Raw genomic sequence first — 19,274 nt, 5'->3', positions numbered from 1 at the left:
GAATGCAAAAACAAAATAATGGTTTTATAAAAAATCCATTTCTTTATTTGTTGATGATATTCTTGATAGTCACTGGCTTCCAGTACTTCTTTGCTGGAAGAGCTGCAGGTCATAGTCAACAAATTAAATACTCAGAATTGGTGCAGGAAATCACCAACGACAATGTAAAAGAAATGACCTATCAACCAAGTGGTAGTGTCATCGAAGTGTCTGGTGTATATAAAACTGCTAAAACAGAACAACCGGAAACAGGTATTCAGTTTTTCACACCTTCTGCAACCAAAGTAGAGAAATTTACTAGTATTATCCTTCCATCAGATACTACTGTAGCGGATTTACAAAAACTGGCTGGCGAACATCAAACACAAATTGAAGTGAAACATGAAAGTTCCAGTGGTATGTGGATTAATATCCTGGTTTCAGTAGTACCATTTGCCATTTTATTCTTCTTCCTATTTTCTATGATGGGCAATATGGGTGGAAATAGTGGACGCAATCCGATGAGCTTTGGACGCAATAAAGCTAAGGCTGCTAATAAGGAAGATATCAAAGTACGCTTTTCAGATGTAGCAGGAGCTGAAGAAGAAAAACAAGAACTTGTTGAAGTTGTTGAATTCTTGAAAGATCCAAAACGCTTTACAAAATTAGGTGCTCGTATCCCAGCTGGTGTTCTCTTAGAAGGACCTCCGGGAACTGGTAAAACATTACTTGCTAAAGCAGTAGCAGGAGAAGCTGGAGTACCATTCTTTAGTATTTCAGGTTCTGACTTCGTAGAAATGTTTGTCGGTGTCGGTGCCAGCCGTGTACGTTCACTTTTTGAGGACGCTAAAAAAGCAGCACCAGCAATTATCTTCATTGATGAAATTGATGCCGTTGGTCGCCAACGTGGTGTCGGTCTTGGTGGAGGTAATGACGAACGTGAACAAACCTTAAACCAACTCTTGATTGAAATGGATGGTTTTGAAGGAAATGAAGGGATCATTGTCATTGCGGCAACGAACCGTTCAGATGTTCTAGACCCAGCCCTTCTTCGTCCAGGTCGTTTTGATAGAAAAGTATTGGTTGGTCGTCCAGATGTTAAAGGACGCGAAGCAATTCTGAAAGTCCATGCTAGAAATAAACCTTTAGCTGAAGATGTAGATTTGAAATTGGTAGCACAACAAACCCCAGGCTTTGTTGGTGCCGATTTGGAAAATGTATTGAATGAAGCAGCCTTAGTTGCAGCTCGTCGTAATAAATCAGTGATTGATGCTTCTGATATTGATGAGGCAGAAGATCGTGTTATAGCTGGACCATCTAAGAAAGACAAGACAGTTTCACAAAAAGAACGTGAATTGGTTGCCTACCATGAGGCAGGACACACCATTGTCGGTCTAGTATTGTCAAATGCCCGTGTTGTTCATAAAGTTACCATAGTACCACGTGGACGTGCAGGTGGTTACATGATTGCTCTTCCAAAAGAAGATCAAATGTTGCTATCTAAAGAAGATATGAAAGAACAATTAGCTGGTTTAATGGGTGGACGTGTTGCTGAAGAAATTATCTTTAATGTCCAAACAACAGGTGCATCAAACGACTTTGAACAAGCTACACAAATGGCGCGTGCAATGGTTACAGAGTATGGTATGAGTGAAAAACTTGGACCTGTTCAATATGAAGGAAATCATGCAATGTTTGGTGCTCAAACTCCACAAAAATCTATTTCAGAGCGTACAGCTTATGAGATTGACGAAGAAGTTCGAGCATTGTTGAATGAAGCACGTAATAAAGCAGCTGAAATTATTCAATCAAATCGTGAAACGCATAAATTGATTGCAGAAGCCTTATTAAAATATGAAACATTGGATAGTACACAAATCAAATCTCTTTATGAAACAGGGAAAATGCCTGAATCAGTAGAAGAGGAATCACGTGCCCTATCATATGATGAAGTCAAATCAAAAATGGCTGAAGAAAACTAAAATATTAGTGTGCTAGATACAAGAGAGGATTACATATATCCTCTCTTTCTTGTTATAAAAAATAACATATGAAAAAATAGTAAAAAATTTCAGAAAAAATAAACCCAATATCTTGACAAGCGTCAAAAAGTAGGTATAATAGAAAGAGTTGAAAAGCTCAGGGTCCGTTGGTCAAGGGGTTAAGACACCGCCTTTTCACGGCGGTAACACGGGTTCGAATCCCGTACGGACTATGGGTGTATCGCGGTTAAGGTTGATAGGATTTTAAAAAAGTTAAAAAAACCTGTTGACAGAGAAAAATGACTGTGATATACTAATATAGTTGTCGCAAGCGCGACAAAGACCTTTGAAAACTGAACAAGACGAACCAATGTGCAGGGCACTATAACGGAAGTTATAGTACTGAACAATGAAAAAACAATAAATCTGTCAGTGACAGAAATGAGTGAGAACTCAAACTTTTAATGAGAGTTTGATCCTGGCTCAGGATGAACGCTGGCGGCGTGCCTAATACATGCAAGTAGAACGCTGAAGGAGGAGCTTGCTCTTCTGGATGAGTTGCGAACGGGTGAGTAACGCGTAGGTAACCTGCCTGGTAGCGGGGGATAACTATTGGAAACGATAGCTAATACCGCATGACAACAGTTATTGCATGATAACTGTTTAAAAGGGGCAACTGCTCCACTACCAGATGGACCTGCGTTGTATTAGCTAGTTGGTGAGGTAACGGCTCACCAAGGCGACGATACATAGCCGACCTGAGAGGGTGATCGGCCACACTGGGACTGAGACACGGCCCAGACTCCTACGGGAGGCAGCAGTAGGGAATCTTCGGCAATGGACGGAAGTCTGACCGAGCAACGCCGCGTGAGTGAAGAAGGTTTTCGGATCGTAAAGCTCTGTTGTAAGAGAAGAACGAGTGTGAGAGTGGAAAGTTCACACTGTGACGGTATCTTACCAGAAAGGGACGGCTAACTACGTGCCAGCAGCCGCGGTAATACGTAGGTCCCGAGCGTTATCCGGATTTATTGGGCGTAAAGCGAGCGCAGGCGGTTAGATAAGTCTGAAGTTAAAGGCTGTGGCTTAACCATAGTACGCTTTGGAAACTGTTTAACTTGAGTGCAAGAGGGGAGAGTGGAATTCCATGTGTAGCGGTGAAATGCGTAGATATATGGAGGAACACCGGTGGCGAAAGCGGCTCTCTGGCTTGTAACTGACGCTGAGGCTCGAAAGCGTGGGGAGCAAACAGGATTAGATACCCTGGTAGTCCACGCCGTAAACGATGAGTGCTAGGTGTTAGACCCTTTCCGGGGTTTAGTGCCGTAGCTAACGCATTAAGCACTCCGCCTGGGGAGTACGACCGCAAGGTTGAAACTCAAAGGAATTGACGGGGGCCCGCACAAGCGGTGGAGCATGTGGTTTAATTCGAAGCAACGCGAAGAACCTTACCAGGTCTTGACATCCCTCTGACCGCTCTAGAGATAGAGTTTTCCTTCGGGACAGAGGTGACAGGTGGTGCATGGTTGTCGTCAGCTCGTGTCGTGAGATGTTGGGTTAAGTCCCGCAACGAGCGCAACCCCTATTGTTAGTTGCCATCATTCAGTTGGGCACTCTAGCGAGACTGCCGGTAATAAACCGGAGGAAGGTGGGGATGACGTCAAATCATCATGCCCCTTATGACCTGGGCTACACACGTGCTACAATGGCTGGTACAACGAGTCGCAAGTCGGTGACGGCAAGCTAATCTCTTAAAGCCAGTCTCAGTTCGGATTGTAGGCTGCAACTCGCCTACATGAAGTCGGAATCGCTAGTAATCGCGGATCAGCACGCCGCGGTGAATACGTTCCCGGGCCTTGTACACACCGCCCGTCACACCACGAGAGTTTGTAACACCCGAAGTCGGTGAGGTAACCATTTGGAGCCAGCCGCCTAAGGTGGGATAGATGATTGGGGTGAAGTCGTAACAAGGTAGCCGTATCGGAAGGTGCGGCTGGATCACCTCCTTTCTAAGGATAAGGAAAGCACATTGGTCTTGTTTAGTCTTGAGAGGTCTTGTGGGGCCTTAGCTCAGCTGGGAGAGCGCCTGCTTTGCACGCAGGAGGTCAGCGGTTCGATCCCGCTAGGCTCCATTGGTGAGAGATCACCAAGTAATGCACATTGAAAATTGAATATCTATATCAAATAGTAACAAGAAAATAAACCGAAAACGCTGTAGTATTAATAAGAGTTTATGACTGAAAGGTCAAAAAAGTAAGGTTAAGTTAATAAGGGCGCACGGTGGATGCCTTGGCACTAGGAGCCGAAGAAGGACGTGACAAACGACGATATGCCTTGGGTAGCTGTAAGTAAGCGATGATCCAGGGATTTCCGAATGGGGGAACCCAACAGGTACTACCTGTTACCCATATCTGTTAAGGATATGAGGAGGAAGACGCAGTGAACTGAAACATCTAAGTAGCTGCAGGAAGAGAAAGCAAAAGCGATTGCCTTAGTAGCGGCGAGCGAAACGGCAGAAGGGCAAACCGAAGAGTTTACTCTTCGGGGTTGTAGGACTGCAATGTGGACTCAAAGATTATAGAAGAATGATATGGGAAGATCAGCCAAAGAGAGTGAGAGCCTCGTATTTTAAATAGTCTTTGTACCTAGCAGTATCCTGAGTACGGCGGGACACGTGAAATCCCGTCGGAATCTGGGAGGACCATCTCCCAACCCTAAATACTCCCTAGTGACCGATAGTGAACCAGTACCGTGAGGGAAAGGTGAAAAGCACCCCGGGAGGGGAGTGAAATAGAACCTGAAACCGTGTGCCTACAACAAGTTCGAGCCCGTTAATGGGTGAGAGCGTGCCTTTTGTAGAATGAACCGGCGAGTTACGATATGATGCGAGGTTAAGTTGAAGAGACGGAGCCGTAGGGAAACCGAGTCTGAATAGGGCGCATTAGTATCATGTCGTAGACCCGAAACCATGTGACCTACCCATGAGCAGGTTGAAGGTGCGGTAAGACGCACTGGAGGACCGAACCAGGGCACGTTGAAAAGTGCTTGGATGACTTGTGGGTAGCGGAGAAATTCCAAACGAACTTGGAGATAGCTGGTTCTCTCCGAAATAGCTTTAGGGCTAGCGTCGACATAAAGATTCTTGGAGGTAGAGCACTGTTTGGGTGAGGGGTCCATCCCGGATTACCAATCTCAGATAAACTCCGAATGCCAATGAATTATGGTCGGCAGTCAGACTGCGAGTGCTAAGATCCGTAGTCGAAAGGGAAACAGCCCAGACCACCAGCTAAGGTCCCAAAATAATTGTTAAGTGGAAAAGGATGTGGGGTTGCACAGACAACTAGGATGTTAGCTTAGAAGCAGCTATTCATTCAAAGAGTGCGTAATAGCTCACTAGTCGAGTGACCCTGCGCCGAAAATGTACCGGGGCTAAAACAATTTACCGAAGCTGTGGATACCTTTATAGGTATGGTAGGAGAGCGTTCTATGTGTGGCGAAGGTGTACCGTGAGGAGCGCTGGAACGCATAGAAGTGAGAATGCCGGTATGAGTAGCGAAAGACAGGTGAGAATCCTGTCCACCGTAAGACTAAGGTTTCCAGGGGAAGGCTCGTCCGCCCTGGGTTAGTCGGGACCTAAGGAGAGACCGAAAGGTGTATCCGATGGACAACAGGTTGATATTCCTGTACTAGAGTATGTAGTGATGGAGGGACGCAGTAGGCTAACTAAAGCAGACGATTGGAAGTGTCTGTCTAAGCAGTGAGGTGTGAACTGAGTCAAATGCTTAGTTCTATAACATTGAGCTGTGATGGGGAGCGAAGTTTAGTAGCGAAGTTAGTGACGTCACACTGCCAAGAAAAGCTTCTAGCGTTAAACATACTCTACCCGTACCGCAAACCGACACAGGTAGTCGAGGCGAGTAGCCTCAGGTGAGCGAGAGAACTCTCGTTAAGGAACTCGGCAAAATGACCCCGTAACTTCGGGAGAAGGGGTGCTGACTTTAAGTCAGCCGCAGTGAATAGGCCCAAGCAACTGTTTATCAAAAACACAGCTCTCTGCTAAATCGTAAGATGATGTATAGGGGGTGACGCCTGCCCGGTGCTGGAAGGTTAAGAGGAGTGCTTAGAGGTAACTCGAAGGTATGAATTGAAGCCCCAGTAAACGGCGGCCGTAACTATAACGGTCCTAAGGTAGCGAAATTCCTTGTCGGGTAAGTTCCGACCCGCACGAAAGGCGTAATGATTTGGGCACTGTCTCAACGAGAGACTCGGTGAAATTTTAGTACCTGTGAAGATGCAGGTTACCCGCGACAGGACGGAAAGACCCCATGGAGCTTTACTGCAGTTTGATATTGAGTGTCTGTACCACATGTACAGGATAGGTAGGAGTCTATGAGATCGGGACGCCAGTTTCGAAGGAGACGTTGTTGGGATACTACCCTTGTGTTATGGCCACTCTAACCCGGATAGGTGATCCCTATCGGAGACAGTGTCTGACGGGCAGTTTGACTGGGGCGGTCGCCTCCTAAAAGGTAACGGAGGCGCCCAAAGGTTCCCTCAGAATGGTTGGAAATCATTCGCAGAGTGTAAAGGTATAAGGGAGCTTGACTGCGAGAGCTACAACTCGAGCAGGGACGAAAGTCGGGCTTAGTGATCCGGTGGTTCCGTATGGAAGGGCCATCGCTCAACGGATAAAAGCTACCCTGGGGATAACAGGCTTATCTCCCCCAAGAGTTCACATCGACGGGGAGGTTTGGCACCTCGATGTCGGCTCGTCGCATCCTGGGGCTGTAGTCGGTCCCAAGGGTTGGGCTGTTCGCCCATTAAAGCGGCACGCGAGCTGGGTTCAGAACGTCGTGAGACAGTTCGGTCCCTATCCGTCGCGGGCGTAGGAAATTTGAGAGGATCTGCTCCTAGTACGAGAGGACCAGAGTGGACTTACCGCTGGTGTACCAGTTGTCTTGCCAAAGGCATCGCTGGGTAGCTATGTAGGGAAGGGATAAACGCTGAAAGCATCTAAGTGTGAAACCCACCTCAAGATGAGATTTCCCATGATTTTATATCAGTAAGAGCCCTGAGAGATGATCAGGTAGATAGGTTAGAAGTGGAAGTGTGGCGACACATGTAGCGGACTAATACTAATAGCTCGAGGACTTATCCAAAGTAACTGAGAATACGAAGTGTGAAGGATTTCTTGGAATTTGATAGATATTCAATTTTGAGTAGGTATTACTCAGAGTTAAGTGACGATAGCCTAGGAGATACACCTGTACCCATGCCGAACACAGAAGTTAAGCCCTAGAACGCCGGAAGTAGTTGGGGGTTGCCCCCTGTGAGATATGGAAGTCGCTTAGCTGTTATCCGCCATAGCTCAGTTGGTAGTAGCGCATGACTGTTAATCATGATGTCGTAGGTTCGAGTCCTACTGGCGGAGTAGTAAACGTTCTAAGGAACGTTTTTTATTTTATTTATATAAATTTAATATTTTTGTATCATTTTTCTGATCTGTTTTTACTTATTTTTTTTGTTTTAAGTTCGTTTAGCTGAAAATTTTAACTTTACAGAGATATTTTTCTTTTTAGTTAACCTTTCTGATAAACTTATTTTATCAATAAGAAAGGTTTTTAATATGCTCCAAAAGTATTATGATTATTGTTTTCTTTTTCTAAAACAAGTTGAAAAAGAATATTCATTTTTAGTTCAATTTAGTGATGATTGGGAGTCGCTTCATTTAAGATTTTTACTTTATTACTTAGTTCGTTTTAGGATAAAAGATGAGAAGGATTTTCTTCTCTGTCATTTTAGGGCTGCTTATCGTATCTATCTTAATCATTTACTTGGACAAACATTCAATTATTGTTAGTAGATATAGTCATTTTCATTTATTACGAACGTTATTTTGTTGTTAATAAAGAATATATAGAATAATCTTAAATTTTTCTTTTTTTATTTTAAAATCTAGCGAAAACCCTAATCTTTTCTAGTGTTTATCCTTGATTAAATAGTTTTTTTTTCTTATAATGAATTGTAAGATATAATTGTGGGTGAGATTCCCACCATGTATATGAGAAAGGACGAGCCCTTAGGCTCAGACGAAAATTTATTATGACTTCAGTTGTTGTTGTAGGTACCCAATGGGGTGATGAAGGTAAAGGAAAAATTACAGATTTTCTTTCAGCTAATGCAGAGGTGATTGCTCGTTACCAAGGTGGTGACAATGCAGGTCACACGATTGTGATTGATGGAAAAAAATTTAAGTTACACTTGATTCCTTCTGGAATTTTCTTCCCAGAAAAAATCTCTGTAATTGGAAACGGAATGGTTGTAAACCCTAAATCTCTTGTAAAAGAATTGTCTTATCTCCACGAAGAAGGAGTTACAACAGACAATTTACGTATTTCTGATCGTGCGCACGTTATTTTGCCTTATCACATTGAGTTAGACCGTCTTCAAGAAGTAGCTAAGGGTGATAACAAGATTGGGACGACAATTAAAGGGATTGGTCCAGCCTATATGGACAAGGCAGCTCGTGTGGGTATCCGTATCGCAGATCTTTTGGATAAAGAAATTTTCCGTGAACGTTTAGAACGCAATCTTGCTGAGAAAAATCGTCAATTTGTAAAATTATATGATAGTGAACCAATTTCATTTGATGATATTTTTGAAGAATATTATGAATACGGGCAACAAATCAAACAATATGTGACAGATACTTCTGTTATTTTGAACGAAGCGCTTGATAATGGTAAACGTGTTCTCTTTGAAGGGGCTCAAGGAGTTATGCTTGATATTGACCAAGGAACTTATCCATTTGTTACTTCCTCAAATCCTGTTGCTGGTGGTGTGACAATTGGTTCTGGAGTAGGTCCAAGCAAGATTGACAAGGTTGTAGGTGTATGTAAAGCTTACACAAGTCGTGTTGGTGATGGTCCTTTCCCAACTGAGCTATTTGATGAAGTTGGAAATCGTATCCGTGAAGTGGGGCATGAGTATGGAACAACTACTGGTCGTCCACGTCGTGTAGGTTGGTTTGACTCAGTTGTGATGCGTCATAGCCGTCGTGTTTCTGGTATCACAAATCTCTCTTTGAACTCTATCGATGTTTTGAGTGGTTTGGATACAGTTAAAATCTGTGTGGCTTATGATCTTGATGGTCAACGCATTGATTACTATCCTGCTAGTCTTGAACAATTAAAACGTTGCAAGCCAATCTATGAAGAATTGCCAGGTTGGTCTGAAGATATTACTGGAGTACGTACTTTGGAAGATCTTCCTGAGAATGCACGCAACTATGTTCGCCGTGTTAGTGAATTGGTGGGTGTTCGTATTTCTACATTCTCTGTAGGTCCTGGTCGTGAACAAACAAATATTTTAGAAAGTGTTTGGTCATAGGAGATTTTTTAAGATTTGTTTAAGACAGGTCGGATATACTATAGACAGTTACAAGAAGACCTCCTAACTTGTTGTAACAAATTTCCTAAACTTTTCTTTTTCATAATAATCTCCCTATAAAGTCACCGCATTCGGTGGCTTTTTTTGTCTTCAAAAACGTGATATAATGATAGAATTGATAGCGAGGAAGAGAGAAGAGATGGATTATACACTTGAAGAAAAAGAAGCTTTTATGAGAGAGGCCTTAAAGGAGGCAGAACTCGCCTTAGAGCATGATGAAATCCCGATTGGTTGTGTGATTGTCAAGGGCGGGAAAATCGTAGGGAGAGGCCATAATGCGCGCGAGGAATTGCAACGTGCAGTCATGCATGCAGAAATTATGGCTATAGAGAATGCTAATCTGAGCGAAGAGAGTTGGCGCTTGCTTGATTGTACGCTTTTTGTGACCATCGAGCCTTGTGTCATGTGTAGTGGGGCAATTGGGCTCGCACGGATTCCAAAAGTGGTCTACGGAGCTAAAAATCAGAAATTTGGTGCTGCTGGAAGCTTGTATGATATCTTGACGGATGAGAGACTCAATCATCGTGTGGACGTTGAGACAGGCATTTTAGAGAGTGAGTGCGCAGAGATTATGCAAGACTTTTTCCGAAATCGACGTAAAAAATAATTTCTCTTTAAAAACAGAAGGGAATGTGGTATAATAACTAGTGGAGCAACAGTTCTGCGTGAAGCGGGTCAGGGGAGGAATCCAGCAGCCCTAAGCGAGTGTGAATTGTGTGCTCTTTTTTCGTGCTTTTTTCGAATAAATAAGATAAAATAACCTATAATATAAGATTTAAAAAGAGGGAAAATATGAAAATTCGTGGTTTTGAATTAGTTTCTAGTTTTACAGATGAAAATTTATTGCCGAAGCGCGAGACAGCACATGCAGCTGGTTATGATTTAAAGGTTGCAGAACGTACTGTGATTGCTCCTGGAGAGATTGTTCTCGTCCCAACGGGTGTTAAGGCCTATATGCAACCGACAGAAGTGCTCTATCTCTATGACCGTTCATCAAATCCTCGTAAGAAGGGATTGGTCTTGATCAACTCAGTTGGGGTCATTGATGGAGACTACTATGGCAATCCAGGAAATGAAGGCCATATCTTTGCTCAGATGAAAAACATTACTGACCAAGAAGTGATCCTTGAAGTTGGGGAACGTGTGGTTCAGGCTGTCTTTGCACCTTTCTTGATTGCGGATGGAGATGAGGCGGACGGCGTGCGTACTGGTGGATTTGGATCAACTGGGCACTAAGATGAAGATTATCTTTGTACGTCACGGGGAGCCAGATTATCGTGTGTTAGAGGAGCATGCTTATTCCGGATTTGGAATGGATCTAGCTCCCTTATCTGAGAAGGGAAGGAAACAGGCTCAGGACCTTTGCCAAAATCCCTTGTTCCAATCAGCTGATATGCTAGTAGCTTCTTCAGTGACACGAGCTTTAGAAACGGCTTCTTATCTTGCTAGTGCTATTGGATTTCCTTTGAGAGTGGAGCCATTATTGCATGAATGGCAAGTCTATGAAAGTGGCGTAGAGAATTTTGAAAAAGCTCGTACTCTGTTTCTAGAAAATAATGGATCCTTACCTCCTAATAGTCCTATTCAATATGAGACAGCTGAGGAAATGAGGTCTCGGTTTCTAAAATCTATGCGCAAGTATCGAAACTATCAGACAGTCGTTGTTGTCACTCATCGAATGCTCATGCGCCAATTTGTATCAGACGAGAAGATTGATTTTTGCCAAGTGATTGAGTGTGAGATAGAGATATAGAAAGAAGTACAATGAAATGAGTTATAAGGATTTTCAAGCTTTTACCGCCGATAATTGTCGAGGGTATAAGAAGATTTTTGAGATTAGTATTGGAGGATTTCTTTACCTAGCATTTCTCCCCGATGCCTATCATAAAATTCTGTGTATTTCTTCAGACTACATGTCAATCATTGATAGCGAAAATGGGCAAGTAACACCGATAGACGGAGATTACGATGAGGTAGAGTTAGTAGCCATGTGTGAGGGATATGATTCACCTATCCCTATCGCTGGTCAATACGGTGGAAATCTCCCTCTGGATAATGGCAAAGACATCAGAGTGACAATGGATAAAGACCAATCTGAAGATTATTCGATTTTAACTATTTATTGGGAAAAAGATAAGGAAGATAGAAGTCAAATCTATAAAGGTTATTTACCCTATATTTTTGGATTTAGCCCTGATGGTCAGTATTATATCCATGCTGATGATGGCGGGCTTACTGTTTTGAAAAGAAATAGTCATTAATATAAAAATTAATAAGAGATTTTAAAATGAGAGGATTAGAATTATAGCAAAGAAAAAAGCGACATTTGTGTGTCAAAATTGTGAATATAATTCACCTAAGTATTTAGGACGCTGTCCAAACTGTGGAGCCTGGTCTTCTTTTGTAGAAGAAGTTGAGGTCGCAGAAGTCAAAAATGCGCGTGTCTCCTTGACAGGTGAGAAAACCAAGCCTATGAAATTGGCTGAAGTAACTTCTATTAATGTCAATCGAACTAAGACTGAGATGGAGGAGTTTAACCGAGTGCTTGGTGGCGGTGTGGTGCCAGGAAGTCTCGTCCTCATCGGTGGGGATCCTGGGATTGGGAAATCAACTCTGCTCTTACAAGTCTCAACCCAGCTGTCTCAAGTAGGAACAGTTCTTTACGTTAGTGGGGAGGAGTCTGCTCAACAGATTAAACTCCGTGCAGAGCGCTTGGGTGATATCGACAGTGAATTTTATCTCTATGCTGAGACCAATATGCAGAGCGTTCGTGCAGAAGTCGAACGTATCCAGCCGAATTTCCTTATCATCGACTCTATACAGACCATCATGTCTCCGGAGATTTCAGGAGTGCAAGGATCTGTTTCTCAGGTGCGTGAGGTGACCGCTGAGCTTATGCAGCTGGCTAAGACCAATAACATCGCCATCTTTATCGTGGGGCATGTGACCAAGGAAGGGACCTTGGCAGGTCCTCGTATGCTGGAACACATGGTGGATACGGTACTTTACTTTGAAGGGGAACGCCACCATACCTTCCGAATCTTACGAGCAGTCAAGAACCGGTTTGGCTCGACTAATGAGATCGGAATCTTTGAGATGCAGTCAGGTGGATTGGTTGAAGTTCTTAATCCTAGTGAAGTGTTTTTGGAAGAACGCTTGGATGGGGCGACTGGATCGTCAATCGTGGTGACGATGGAAGGGACGCGTCCGATTTTGGCGGAGGTGCAGGCCTTGGTGACACCGACTATGTTTGGGAATGCCAAGCGTACGACGACAGGTCTTGACTTCAATCGCGCTAGTCTAATTATGGCTGTTTTAGAAAAACGTGCAGGGCTTCTCTTGCAAAATCAGGATGCCTATCTCAAATCGGCTGGTGGTGTCAAGTTAGATGAGCCTGCCATTGACTTGGCTGTTGCGGTTGCCATTGCTTCGAGTTACAAGGATAAACCAACCAACCCTCAGGAATGTTTTGTGGGAGAGTTGGGCTTGACTGGAGAGATTCGGCGTGTGAATCGTATCGAACAACGAATCAACGAAGCTGCTAAGCTTGGATTTACAAAAATCTATGTACCAAAGAATTCTTTAACTGGAATCAAGCCACCTAAGGAAATTCAGGTGATTGGGGTGACGACTATTGGAGAAGTCTTGAAAAAAGTATTCTCCTAATAGTTGTACTCAGGTTTAGATTACTAATTATTTTATTGCTAACAATTATTAAAACAAGGAGGAATTTCTGATGAAATTTTCTATGGATAGTCACATGCAATTTCCTTTGGTAGAGTTGTCGCTCAACCAAGGAGAAACAGTCTTTATCCAGCGTGGAAGCATGGTCTACCATACGCCTAATGTAAGCCTCAATACCCAGCTCAATGCTAGCGGTTCTGGCTTGGGACGTTTTGTCAAAGCTGTAGGACGTTCCATGGTTTCTGGTGAAAGTACCTTCATTACTCAAGCTATTGCAGAGTCTGACAACGGACATCTTGCTTTAGCACCAGATACTCCTGGTCAAGTGATTGCTCTTGAACTTGGCGAAAAGCAGTATCGCTTGAATGATGGGGTTTTTCTGGCTCTTGATGGAACGGCTTTCTATACAATGGAGCGCCAGTCTATTGGGAAAGCTCTGTTTGGAGGGCAAGGCGGTCTCTTTGTGATGACTACTCAAGGTCAGGGAACGCTTTTGGCAAATGCTTTTGGTTCGATTAAGAAAATTGAACTCCAAAACCAAGAAGTGACGATTGACAATGCCCATGTGGTGGCTTGGAGTCAGTCTTTAGACTATAATATTCACTTAGAAAATGGCTTCTGGCAATCTATAGGTACGGGTGAAGGAGTGGTGAATACCTTCCGAGGGACTGGTGAGGTCTATGTACAAAGTCTCAATCTTCAAAGCTTTGCAGGTTCTCTTAATAAGTATATCCAAAAAGGTTCATAATATTTAAAAAACTAGGACAGAAACCCAAGCTAGACGCTGGATGTATCTGTCCCAGTTTTTTTATATGAAAGTTGACAGCTGACAAGACAAAGAAAAGATGGTAAGATAGGAGATAAATAATTTGGTGTTCAAATTATCTGGCAGACTAGAAAGTGAGTTGTCATGTCCTATTTTGAAAATTTTTTAAAAGCCAATCAAGCTTATGTAGAACTACATGGAGATTTGCATTTATCCATTAAACCTAAGACCAAGGTTGCAATCGTAACTTGTATGGATTCGCGTCTACACGTTGCGCCAGCTCTGGGGTTGGCTCTGGGAGATGCCCATATTTTACGGAATGCGGGTGGTCGAGTGACGAACGATATGATTCGCTCGCTTGTGATTTCCCAACAACAGATGGGGACAAGAGAGATTGTAGTTCTTCACCATACAGACTGTGGGGCTCAAACCTTCAATAACGAGGATTTTCAAGAGCACTTGAAATGTGAATTGGGAGTTGATGTATCTGGGCAGGATTTTTTACCGTTTCAAGACATCGATGAGAGTGTCCGAGAGGATATGAAGTTGTTGCGAGAATGTCCCTTAATTCCAGATGATGTCATAATTTCAGGAGCTGTTTATGATGTAGATACAGGTAGTATGAGAGAGATATACTAACTTTCTATTGAAAAGCTTCTAGAGTAGCATGAAGTAGTATGATAAGATAGATAAATTTTTGCTTTAATATCACTAATATAAAATAGCATAAGATAAGGGTATAAATGTCTACTCTTGTCTTATTTTTTATTGAAAAATCAAGAAAAAAGCGCTACAATGGTAGATGGAAAATATTGTAAAAAAACACAAGTGATACATAAATACTGGAGGAAATCATGTCTTTTTCTGATTTAAAGCTGTTTGCCCTTTCTTCAAATAAAGAATTGGCAGAACGTGTGGCGCAAGAGATTGGGATAGAATTGGGAAAATCGACTGTTCGTCAATTTTCAGATGGAGAAATTCAAGTTAACATCGAAGAATCTATCCGTGGGAAACATGTCTTTATCTTACAATCAACTAGCTCACCTGTAAATGACAATCTACTAGAGATTTTGATTATGGTTGATGCTTTGAAACGTGCCAGTGCAGAATCTGTCAACGTTGTAATGCCTTACTATGGTTATGCGCGTCAGGATAGAAAAGCGAGAGCACGTGAACCAATCACTGCAAAACTCGTGGCAAATATGCTTGAAGTAGCTGGAGTAGATCGTTTGTTGACGATTGATTTGCACGCTGCACAGATTCAAGGATTCTTTGATATTCCTGTTGATCACTTGATGGGTGCTCCTTTGATTGCGGATTACTTTGAGCGCCGTGGTATGGTTGGTTCTGACTATGTTGTTGTCAGTCCAGACCATGGTGGTGTCACTCGTGCTCGTAAATTAGCAGAGTTCTTGAAAACTCCAATTGCCATTATCGATAAACGCCGTAGCGTAGACAAAATGAACACTAGCGAAGTGATGAATATCATTGGTAAGGTTGAAGGTAAAACTTGTATCTTGATTGACGATATGATTGATACAGCTGGAACTATTTGTCACGCAGCAGATGCCCTTGCTGAGGCAGGAGCTGTTGAAGTTTACGCAAGCTGTACGCACCCAGTTCTTTCAGGGCCAGCTATGGACAACATCCAGAAATCAGCTATTAAAAAATTGGTTGTTTTGGATACTATCTACCTACCAGAGGAACGTTTGATTGATAAGATTGAGCAAATCTCTATCGCTCATCTTTTAGGCGATGCAATCATCCGTATCCATGAAAAACGTCCTCTTTCTCCGTTATTTAGTATCGAGAAGACTATTTAAATTTACAGTTTAGGAAATAAAAAAACGCTTATAAATTCAGAATCCTATCGCTCACAGAAGTCCGTATCGTTCGGAGTTTAAATATTTTTGTATCAATTGTTTCAAGAATATTATTTGATTTTTTAAAATAGAATGAATTTTACTTATTTTTTACCAGAAAAAATAAATTTATTTAAAAAAAGCTTGACAACTTAGATTTATATGATATAATTTGATGTAATAAGGGTTGTCCTTATAAATTAAATTTTAAAATTAAAGAGGAGATAAAACAATGAAGAAAGTTTTATTATCATCAGTAGCAGCTCTTGCAGTATTTTCTGCAGCAGCTCCAGCATTTGCATCTGACAATTCATATAGCTCAAATGCATTGATTCAAAAACACTACGTTTCAGAACGTGATATCGCTGACGAAGCAAACACACAAGTAGCAGCACACGAAGCTGAAATTAACGCTGAAGCTGAAAACAAAGATGCAGTTGTAGCAGCAAGACAAGCTCTTGAAGCATACGGATCAGGTCACCTTTACGGCGATTACGTTGCTAAACTTGAAGCAGCTCGTACTGAAGCTCGTAACGACGTGCGTAACGAGCATGTAAGAGACCTTCAAAAAGCATTCCGTAACTCAGCTATGGCTGAAGGTAAATACTGGAACGATCCAACTGGCGTTCAAGACAATAAAACACGTGAAATGCGTGATGCAGAAGATAAAGCTCTTAACCACGGTGTAGCAGCTGATCAAGTATCTCCTGATCAAGCAGCAGCTGATCAAGCAGCAACTCAACCAGAAGGTGGCAAACCAGGTGCTGTAGACCAAGCTAAAAAAGCTGATGCAGCAGCTAAAAAAGCAGGAGCATCTGCAAAAGCAGGTCAAAAAGCTCTTCCAAAAACACACGCTGTTAAATAATTTATTTATTTGGTGAAGTATACTATCACTGAAACTTTGTTTCAGTGATTTTTTTAGTAAATAACGAGGTAGAAAAATGAGTGGACACTCTAGAACAAAGAAAACACCAATTACTAAAATAATTGCTTCTATCGCAGCAGTAGCTATCGTTGCTTTGGGAGGCTTGTTTATATATAATAACAGCTTCTCAGCATCAAGTGAGAATAAGACGACTGAAACTACCGTTACCCAGGAAGCGTCAAAGCAAGCTTATACTGCTAGCGAGGAAGAAAAGGAATATCTCTCTAATAAATTTAAAGGTTTACTTGCAACAAACTCTGAAACTGTGGGGTATGTATATATTCCGGGTACACAGTTAGATGAACCAGTCGTTCAAACAACGGATAATGCGACTTATTTAGATAAGCGCTTTGATGGCGTTAACGAGCCTTTAATGGGGACAGTCTTTATGGACGCTGATAACAAAAAGGACTTTAGTGATCGATTGACTTGGTTATTTGGTCACGCTCGTGGTAGTAAAGTTCCTGACCACCGTATGTTTAAAGATGTGAACTATTTCAGTCGCCAAGATTATTTTGATGAGCATCCTTATGTAGTTATTGAAACTCCAGAGAGAAAGTATTATTATGAAGCTGTTGCCATGATTATTGTTCCAGAAGAAACAGCATTTTACCGTACTTCTTTTGATGATGATGCGGATTTTGAGAAACAGCTAACTACTATTTATGATACTGCAGAGGTTAAGAAACCAAATGTTAAAGTATCAGCTAAGGATAAATATCTTGTACTTTCTACTTGTCGTGAAGAAGATGATACAATTCGTGCCAATCTCTACCTTCGACAAATTCCTGATTCAGAGATGAGTGACTTTGTCAAACAACACGGAGAAAGCCTTCAGTATAAACCAACAAGAGAATAATCTTTAATAAAATCTTTATGAATCCTCTTAAAATTAAATGAATAGTTTAATTTTGGGAGGATTTTTTGATTTTTGTTTTTATAGTAAATTTCTGCAAACCCTTTCAAAATATGCTATAATGATGAAAAAGGAGGATTTTTATGACTCAAGAATTTATCAATCCAAGTGATGGCGTAGTACGTCAGTATTTAACAACTAGCAAAACGGTAGCTGTAGTAGGTCTGTCGGATCGCGAGGAAACAACTAGTAATCGTGTATCTAAGGAGATGCAGTCTCGAGGATATAGAATCATTCCAGTCAATCCGAAATTAGCAGGCCAGGAAATTCTTGGAGAAAAGGCTTATGCAAGCCTTGCTGAGATTCCTTTTCATGTAGATATTGTGGATGTTTTCCGTCGCAGTGAGTTTTTACCAGATGTTGCACGTGACTTTCTACAAGCAGATGCACAGATTTTCTGGGCCCAACTTGGTCTTGAAAATAAAGAGGCAGAAGAAATTCTCCGAGCTGGCGGATGTGAAGATATTGTGATGAATCGTTGTATTAAGAAAGAACATACACGATTGATTCTTGAACAATAAAAAGGTAGCCTTTAGGCTACCTTTTGTCTTAGATAATACCGATGAGTATTTGCATGCCAAGACTAGTCAGGATAATGGCAATCCAGCAGAGGGCTCCAAGTAGAATAGATTTACCGCTGGACTTGATCATGGTGATGAGATTGGTTTTGAGACCGATAGCGCTCATGGCCATGATAATGAGGAATTTAGAGAGTTGTTTGAGAGGTGCAAAAAAGCTGTTGCTGACACCGAATGAAGTGAGAATAGTAGTTAGCAGAGAAGCTAGGATAAAGTAGAGAATGAAAACGGGGAAGATTTTTTTAAGCTTCACTCCTTGTTTGTTACCTTGTTGACGGCTCTGCCAGTAGGAGAGGAAGAGAGTAATAGGGATAATAGCCAGGGTACGTGTCAGTTTGACAATAGTGGCAGATTCAAGAGTGTTGGTATGGTATAGAGTATCCCAGGCACTAGCAGTAGCTGTCACAGAGGAAGTATCGTTGACCGCAGTACCCGCAAAGAGAGCAAAACCTTCGTTGGAAAGATGGAGCCAAGAACCTAGAGTTGGAAAGATAAGAGCTGCCAAGACATTGAAGAAAAAGATAACAGAAATGGCTTGGGCCACTTCTTTTTCCTTGGCGTGAATAACAGGAGCAGTCGCTGCAATGGCAGAACCGCCACAGATAGAAGAGCCTACACCAATCAAGGTAGCTAGCTTTGTATCAAGGTTAAACAAGCGTTGGAAAAAGAAAGCTAAAATTAAGGCGATAGAAATGGTTGAAAGGATAACAGGGAGGGAAGATTTTCCAACTGCGAAAACTTGAGAGATATTGAGTCCAAATCCAAGCAAGATGACAGCGTACTGGAGTAATTTTTTAGAGCTATAAGTCAAACCAGCATCCAGTTGTTTATAGGAAGTGAGAAAGGGATGGAGAATCATGCCAATAAAGATGGCAAAAACAGGTGCCCCAATAACAGGCAAGAAACTTCCTAAAATCCAAGAGATGATAGAAATGATAAGACAGACTAGAAGTCCGGTCCCATTTTTTGATAGAAATGACATAAAAACCTCCGAAAATAAGCACTTCTTATTATAAGCTTGTCTATCAAAAAAGTAAAATAGAAAGTGGAAAATAGGCTGTAACTAAATGGATTTTTGCGGTCAAGGAGCTTTTGTAGTATAATAGATATATGTTCTTTAATCAAGGAGGGTATCT

General features: G+C 41.9%; 15 protein-coding genes, 3 tRNA genes, 3 rRNA genes and 1 other RNA gene. 21 read left to right on the top strand and 1 reads right to left on the bottom strand.

Features of this window, described 5'->3' with window-relative positions; all coding sequences use genetic code 11:
- Positions 1–2 precede the first annotated feature (2 nt).
- From ftsH to ACTO1Y_RS06200, 21 genes are all read left to right on the top strand, one after another.
- Positions 3–1,961: an ATP-dependent zinc metalloprotease FtsH gene (gene ftsH, locus ACTO1Y_RS06300; protein WP_441348684.1), complete on the top strand. Its 1,959-nt coding sequence runs from the start codon at positions 3–5 to the stop codon at positions 1,959–1,961.
- A 161-nt stretch (positions 1,962–2,122) separates the two neighbouring features.
- A tRNA-Glu gene (locus ACTO1Y_RS06295) sits at positions 2,123–2,194 on the top strand.
- Between the two features lie 227 nt (positions 2,195–2,421).
- Positions 2,422–3,967: ribosomal RNA gene (locus ACTO1Y_RS06290) — 16S ribosomal RNA — on the top strand.
- Positions 3,968–4,017: 50 nt separating this feature from the next.
- Positions 4,018–4,090, top strand: a tRNA-Ala gene (locus ACTO1Y_RS06285).
- A gap of 125 nt (positions 4,091–4,215) precedes the next feature.
- Positions 4,216–7,117, top strand: a 23S ribosomal RNA gene (locus tag ACTO1Y_RS06280).
- 77 nt (positions 7,118–7,194) lie between these two features.
- Positions 7,195–7,310: ribosomal RNA gene (gene rrf / locus ACTO1Y_RS06275) — 5S ribosomal RNA — on the top strand.
- Together the 16S, 23S and 5S rRNA genes with 3 tRNA genes alongside form the textbook arrangement of a ribosomal RNA operon.
- 5 nt (positions 7,311–7,315) lie before the next feature.
- A tRNA-Asn gene (locus ACTO1Y_RS06270) sits at positions 7,316–7,389 on the top strand.
- 195 nt (positions 7,390–7,584) lie between these two features.
- Positions 7,585–7,818, top strand: coding sequence for a sigma(X)-activator ComW (comW, locus tag ACTO1Y_RS06265; RefSeq protein ID WP_303942261.1), 234 nt, complete (start codon positions 7,585–7,587; stop codon positions 7,816–7,818).
- Between the two features lie 242 nt (positions 7,819–8,060).
- Positions 8,061–9,347 carry an adenylosuccinate synthase gene (locus ACTO1Y_RS06260; RefSeq protein ID WP_235083595.1) on the top strand — a complete coding sequence of 429 codons (1,287 nt, stop codon included), beginning with the start codon at positions 8,061–8,063 and terminating at the stop codon, positions 9,345–9,347.
- 199 nt (positions 9,348–9,546) lie between these two features.
- Positions 9,547–10,014 (top strand): tRNA adenosine(34) deaminase TadA, encoded by a 468-nt coding sequence (gene tadA, locus ACTO1Y_RS06255; RefSeq protein WP_303942257.1) that lies wholly within the window; start codon positions 9,547–9,549, stop codon positions 10,012–10,014.
- A 32-nt stretch (positions 10,015–10,046) separates the two neighbouring features.
- Positions 10,047–10,145, top strand: an RNA gene (gene ffs, locus ACTO1Y_RS06250) — signal recognition particle sRNA small type.
- Between the two features lie 54 nt (positions 10,146–10,199).
- Complete coding sequence (locus ACTO1Y_RS06245) at positions 10,200–10,643, top strand: dUTP diphosphatase (RefSeq protein ID WP_000701979.1); 444 nt, start codon at positions 10,200–10,202, stop codon at positions 10,641–10,643.
- Positions 10,594–11,160, top strand: coding sequence for a histidine phosphatase family protein (locus ACTO1Y_RS06240; RefSeq protein ID WP_441348683.1), 567 nt, complete (start codon positions 10,594–10,596; stop codon positions 11,158–11,160). The genes ACTO1Y_RS06245 and ACTO1Y_RS06240 overlap by 50 nt, the downstream gene beginning before the upstream one ends.
- A 16-nt stretch (positions 11,161–11,176) precedes the next feature.
- Entirely contained in the window at positions 11,177–11,668 is a 492-nt protein-coding gene (locus ACTO1Y_RS06235; protein ID WP_441348682.1) for a hypothetical protein, read from the top strand.
- A gap of 40 nt (positions 11,669–11,708) precedes the next feature.
- Entirely contained in the window at positions 11,709–13,073 is a 1,365-nt protein-coding gene (gene radA / locus ACTO1Y_RS06230) for a DNA repair protein RadA (RefSeq protein ID WP_303942265.1), read from the top strand.
- A 70-nt stretch (positions 13,074–13,143) separates the two neighbouring features.
- On the top strand, positions 13,144–13,839 hold the full coding sequence (locus tag ACTO1Y_RS06225; protein WP_441348681.1) for a TIGR00266 family protein: 696 nt from the start codon (positions 13,144–13,146) through the stop codon (positions 13,837–13,839).
- Positions 13,840–14,001: 162 nt separating this feature from the next.
- Complete coding sequence (locus ACTO1Y_RS06220) at positions 14,002–14,496, top strand: beta-class carbonic anhydrase (RefSeq protein WP_441348680.1); 495 nt, start codon at positions 14,002–14,004, stop codon at positions 14,494–14,496.
- A gap of 215 nt (positions 14,497–14,711) precedes the next feature.
- Positions 14,712–15,680, top strand: coding sequence for a ribose-phosphate diphosphokinase (locus ACTO1Y_RS06215; protein WP_006150516.1), 969 nt, complete (start codon positions 14,712–14,714; stop codon positions 15,678–15,680).
- A 271-nt stretch (positions 15,681–15,951) separates the two neighbouring features.
- Positions 15,952–16,584: an amylase-binding adhesin AbpA gene (abpA, locus tag ACTO1Y_RS06210; protein WP_441348679.1), complete on the top strand. Its 633-nt coding sequence runs from the start codon at positions 15,952–15,954 to the stop codon at positions 16,582–16,584.
- Between the two features lie 76 nt (positions 16,585–16,660).
- A complete protein-coding gene (gene srtB / locus ACTO1Y_RS06205) occupies positions 16,661–17,503 on the top strand; it encodes a class B sortase, LPKTxAVK-specific (protein WP_373114004.1) in 843 nt (280 codons plus the stop codon).
- A gap of 140 nt (positions 17,504–17,643) precedes the next feature.
- Positions 17,644–18,081: a CoA-binding protein gene (locus ACTO1Y_RS06200; protein WP_441348678.1), complete on the top strand. Its 438-nt coding sequence runs from the start codon at positions 17,644–17,646 to the stop codon at positions 18,079–18,081.
- A gap of 28 nt (positions 18,082–18,109) precedes the next feature.
- On the opposite strand, the gene ACTO1Y_RS06195 is transcribed toward ACTO1Y_RS06200, so the two are convergent.
- On the bottom strand, positions 18,110–19,120 hold the full coding sequence (locus tag ACTO1Y_RS06195) for a YeiH family protein (RefSeq protein WP_441348677.1): 1,011 nt from the start codon (positions 19,118–19,120) through the stop codon (positions 18,110–18,112).
- Between the last annotated feature and the right edge of the window lie 154 nt (positions 19,121–19,274).

Origin of the sequence: Streptococcus sp. V728, assembly GCF_052077995.1 — a bacterium.
GTDB classification, from domain to species: Bacteria; Bacillota; Bacilli; order Lactobacillales; family Streptococcaceae; genus Streptococcus; species Streptococcus infantis_B.
Note: the sequence above shows the minus strand (reverse complement) of the source record. Positions and strands in the feature narration are given on the sequence as shown.

What these genes read in the sequence shown, in the direction of transcription:
- ftsH (WP_441348684.1), top strand. Translation starts at nt 3, where the DNA reads ATGCAAAAACAAAATAATGGTTTTATAAAAAATCCATTTCTTTATTTG.
- comW (WP_303942261.1), top strand. Translation starts at nt 7,585, where the DNA reads ATGCTCCAAAAGTATTATGATTATTGTTTTCTTTTTCTAAAACAAGTT.
- ACTO1Y_RS06260 (WP_235083595.1), top strand. Translation starts at nt 8,061, where the DNA reads ATGACTTCAGTTGTTGTTGTAGGTACCCAATGGGGTGATGAAGGTAAA.
- tadA (WP_303942257.1), top strand. Translation starts at nt 9,547, where the DNA reads ATGGATTATACACTTGAAGAAAAAGAAGCTTTTATGAGAGAGGCCTTA.
- ACTO1Y_RS06245 (WP_000701979.1), top strand. Translation starts at nt 10,200, where the DNA reads ATGAAAATTCGTGGTTTTGAATTAGTTTCTAGTTTTACAGATGAAAAT.
- ACTO1Y_RS06240 (WP_441348683.1), top strand. Translation starts at nt 10,594, where the DNA reads ATGAGGCGGACGGCGTGCGTACTGGTGGATTTGGATCAACTGGGCACT.
- ACTO1Y_RS06235 (WP_441348682.1), top strand. Translation starts at nt 11,177, where the DNA reads ATGAGTTATAAGGATTTTCAAGCTTTTACCGCCGATAATTGTCGAGGG.
- ACTO1Y_RS06225 (WP_441348681.1), top strand. Translation starts at nt 13,144, where the DNA reads ATGAAATTTTCTATGGATAGTCACATGCAATTTCCTTTGGTAGAGTTG.
- ACTO1Y_RS06220 (WP_441348680.1), top strand. Translation starts at nt 14,002, where the DNA reads ATGTCCTATTTTGAAAATTTTTTAAAAGCCAATCAAGCTTATGTAGAA.
- ACTO1Y_RS06215 (WP_006150516.1), top strand. Translation starts at nt 14,712, where the DNA reads ATGTCTTTTTCTGATTTAAAGCTGTTTGCCCTTTCTTCAAATAAAGAA.
- abpA (WP_441348679.1), top strand. Translation starts at nt 15,952, where the DNA reads ATGAAGAAAGTTTTATTATCATCAGTAGCAGCTCTTGCAGTATTTTCT.
- srtB (WP_373114004.1), top strand. Translation starts at nt 16,661, where the DNA reads ATGAGTGGACACTCTAGAACAAAGAAAACACCAATTACTAAAATAATT.
- ACTO1Y_RS06200 (WP_441348678.1), top strand. Translation starts at nt 17,644, where the DNA reads ATGACTCAAGAATTTATCAATCCAAGTGATGGCGTAGTACGTCAGTAT.
- ACTO1Y_RS06195 (WP_441348677.1), bottom strand. Translation starts at nt 19,120, where the DNA reads ATGTCATTTCTATCAAAAAATGGGACCGGACTTCTAGTCTGTCTTATC.